This is a genomic window from Streptomyces sp. G45, assembly GCF_049542095.1.
Classification (GTDB): Bacteria; Actinomycetota; Actinomycetes; order Streptomycetales; family Streptomycetaceae; genus Streptomyces.
In genome coordinates this window covers 1-3,670 of the sequence record NZ_JBMUZU010000003.1, presented here as the reverse complement: position 1 = coordinate 3,670, position 3,670 = coordinate 1, and the positions used below count along the sequence as shown (strand labels likewise).

General features: G+C 73.9%; 1 protein-coding gene. It reads left to right on the top strand.

Features of this window, described 5'->3' with window-relative positions; translation table 11 throughout:
- Window positions 1-34: 34 nt before the first annotated feature.
- The coding region (locus ACOBQU_RS40420; protein ID WP_423635627.1) for a condensation domain-containing protein at window positions 35-3,670 on the top strand (3,636 nt) is incomplete at its 3' end.

Here is a 3,670-nt window from a genome sequence, read left to right as displayed (position 1 = left end):
CGGCCGGGGCGCTCCCCGAGAACGACATCCCCGACTGCTCCTCACGGACATCACGGGTACCGCGAGCACCGGCGTCGAAGCCGCCGCCGCGGCCCCGCCCCCGTGCGGGCCCGCGAACGCCGCCTACGTGATGTACACCTCCGGCTCGACCGGCACCCCGAAGGGCGTGACGGTCACCCACCGCGACGTGGTCAACGGCGTGCTCGCCCTCGCCCACAGCGTCGGCATCGGCCCGGGCACCCGGGTCCTCGCGGGCACCTCGGTCAACTTCGACGTGTCCGTCTTCGAGATCGTCACCACCCTCGCCCACGGCGGCGTCGTCGAAGTGGTCCAGGACGTGCTGGCACTCGCGGAGCGCGGCGGCTGGAGCGGCGGAGTGGTGAGCACCGTCCCGTCCGTGCTCGCCGGGATCCTCGACCAGGTCGGAGGGAAGATCCACGCTGACGCCGTCGTCTTCGCGGGCGAAGCCCTGCCCGCCGCGCTCGTCGACCGGGTCCGGGACGCCATCCCCGGCGTGCGCGTCATCAACGCGTACGGCCAGACGGAGTCGTTCTACGCCACCGCCTTCACCGCCGACGAGACCTGGACCGGCACCGCGGGCGCCCCCATCGGCACGCCGCTGCGCAATATGCGCACCCATGTGCTCGGCCCCGCCCTCCGGCCCGTGGCCCCGGGAGTCGTGGGTGAGCTGTACGTCGCGGGCAATGTGGCGCGCGGCTACCTCGGCCGCGGCGGACTGACGGCCGAACGGTTCGTGGCGGACCCCTTCGGCCCGCCCGGCGCCCGCATGTACCGCACCGGTGACCTGGCCCGCTGGAACGCCGAGGGCCAGCTGGAGTACGCGGGCCGCGGCGACGCCCAGGTGAAGGTGCGCGGCTTCCGCATCGAACCCGACGAGATCGAGGCCGCGCTCACCGCCCACCCGGCCGTCACGCAAGCGGTGGTGGTCACGCACGAGGAACGGGGCACCACCCGGCTCGTCGCCTACGTGGTGCCGGTGACCGCGGGAGAGTCGGGGCTCGGCACGGTCGACAGCCTGGGCGACCTGAACGTGGACCTGACGGCCGCGGTGTCCGCACGCGACCTGCGCGGGTTCGTCGCCGACCGGCTGCCCGCGTTCATGGTGCCCGCGGCGTACGTCATGCTGGACCGGCTCCCCCTGGCCCCGAACGGCAAGCTCGACCGGGCCGCACTCCCGGAACCCGAGCCCACCGGCGGCACCTACCGGGCCCCGCGCGGGCCGGTGGAGGAGACGCTCGCCGCCGCGTACGCCGAGGTCCTGGGCCTGGACCGGGTCGGCGTCGACGACGACTTCTTCGCCGTCGGCGGCGACTCCATCCGCTCCATCCAGGTCGTCTCCCGGGCCCGCGCCCACGGCGTGGACGTCACCCCCCGCCAGATCTTCGAGGCCCGCACGGTCGCCGAACTCGCCGAGAGCGTCAGCGGCGGCAGCCCGGCCCGGCCGGTCCTGGAGGAGCTGGACGGCGGCGGCACGGGCTTCCTGCCGCTGCCGCCGATGGGCCACTACCTGCTGGACCTGGGCACCGGCCTGAACCGTTTCAGCATGTCGATGACGGTGGACCTGCCCGTCGGCATCGACGCGCCCGGCCTCGCCGCGACACTCACGGCGGTCTTCGACCGGCACGACATGCTCCGCTCACGCCTGGTCACCGGGTCACCCGATGAGGAACCCGTCCTGGAGGTGGCCGCCCCCGGGACCGTCGACGTCCCCTCCCTGATCCAGCGCCTGACCTGCGACGGCGTCTGGGACGACGCCTGGCGCGCGCGGGCCGCCACCGCCCTGGACGCCGCCGCCGACCGCCTCGACGCCGCGGCCGGAGCCATGGCGCGGTTCGTCTGGTTCGACGCCGGTGCCGAACGCGCCGGACGCCTGATCGCCGTCCTGCACCACTTCGCCGTCGACGGCGTATCCTGGCGTGTGCTGCTGCCCGACCTCGTCGAGGCCTGGAAGCACGTCCGAGAGGGCCGCGAGGCGGTGCTCCCACCCGTGGGCACCTCCTTCCGACGCTGGTCGCACGCCCTGGCGCGGGAGGCCGCCACCGCGCGGGAGAGCGAGCTGGACCTGTGGCGCTCCATCGTCACCGGACCGGACCCCGAGCTGGGCAGCCGACCCTTCCACCCCGCCACCGACACCATGGCCACCGTCGGCCACGCGCACCTGGACCTGCCGGTACCGGCCACCGAAGCGCTCCTGACCAGTCTGCCCGCCGCCTACCGCGGCGGCGTCAACGACGGCCTCCTCACCGCCCTCGCCCTCGCCGTCGCCAAGTGGCGCGCCGCGCGCGGCGTGGACGAGTCCGCGCTCCTGCTGCGCCTCGAAGGCCACGGCCGCGAGGAAGCCGCAGCACCCGGCGCCGACCTCTCCCGCACCGTGGGCTGGTTCACCAGCATGTTCCCCGTACGCCTGGACGTGGCCGACGTCGACATCGACGACGCCCTCAACGGCGGCCCCGCCGCCGGGTCCGCCGTCAAGGCCGTCAAGGAACAACTGCTCTCCGTACCCGACAAGGGCATCGGCTACGGCCTGCTGCGTTATCTGAACCCGCGGACCGCGGCGATCCTCCGGCAGTACGCCACCGGCCAGGTGGCCTTCAACTACCTCGGCAGGTACGAGGGTTCCCCGCACCGGACCGACACGGCGACCGGCCTCGGCTTCACCCAGGCCGACGGCACCGTCGACCTGGTGGCGCGGCCCGCCCCGGACACGCCCGCGCTGGCCCCGCTCAACGTCACCGCCTACGTGTCCGACACCGAACAGGGCCCGCGCCTGGCCGCCCGCCTCGACTTCGCCACCGGGCTGTTCACGCAGACCGAGGCGGACGAGCTGGCCGGGCTGTGGCGCACCGCCCTGGAGGGCCTGGCCCGACACGCCGTCCGGCCGGACTCGGGCAGCCTCACACCGTCCGACGTACCGCTGGTGACGGTGAGCCAGAGCGAACTGGACGGCTGGTCGACGACGTACCCGGGTCTCACCGACGTGTGGCCCCTCACCGCCATGCAGCAGGGCCTGCTCTTCCACGCCGCCCTGGACGGCGCCACCTACGACACCTATCAGATGCAGTTCGTCTTCCACCTCGCCGGAGCGGTCGAACCGCGGCGGCTACGGGCCGCCGGACAGGCACTCCTGGACCGGCACGCCAACCTCAGGGCCGCGTTCGCCACCGACCACAGGGGCGACCGGGTCCAGATCATCCAGGACCACGTCGAACTGCCCTGGTACGAGGACGACTTGAGCGCCCTCACCGGGCAGGAGCGCGCGGAGCGGCGCACACGCTTCCTGGACGCGGACCACCGCACCTCCTTCGACCCGGCCCGCGGCCCGCTGCTGCGGCTGTCCCTGCTCCGCCAGACCGCCGACACCTGGGACCTGGTCCTCACCGTCCACCACGTCCTGTTCGACGGCTGGTCCGTCCCCCTGCTCGTCCAGGACCTGCTGCGCCTGTACGCCTCGCCCACGGACGCCGCCGCGCCGGGCCGGGCCCGCGCCTACCGCGACTTCCTGCTGTGGCTCTCCCGGCAGGACCAGCGGGCGGCGGCCGACGCCTGGGCACGAGAGCTGGACGGCCTCGACGAACCCACCCTGCTCGTGCCGCCAGCCTCCACGGAACGCGAGCCCACTGGCGTCGGCCAGGTGGATGTGCCCCTCACC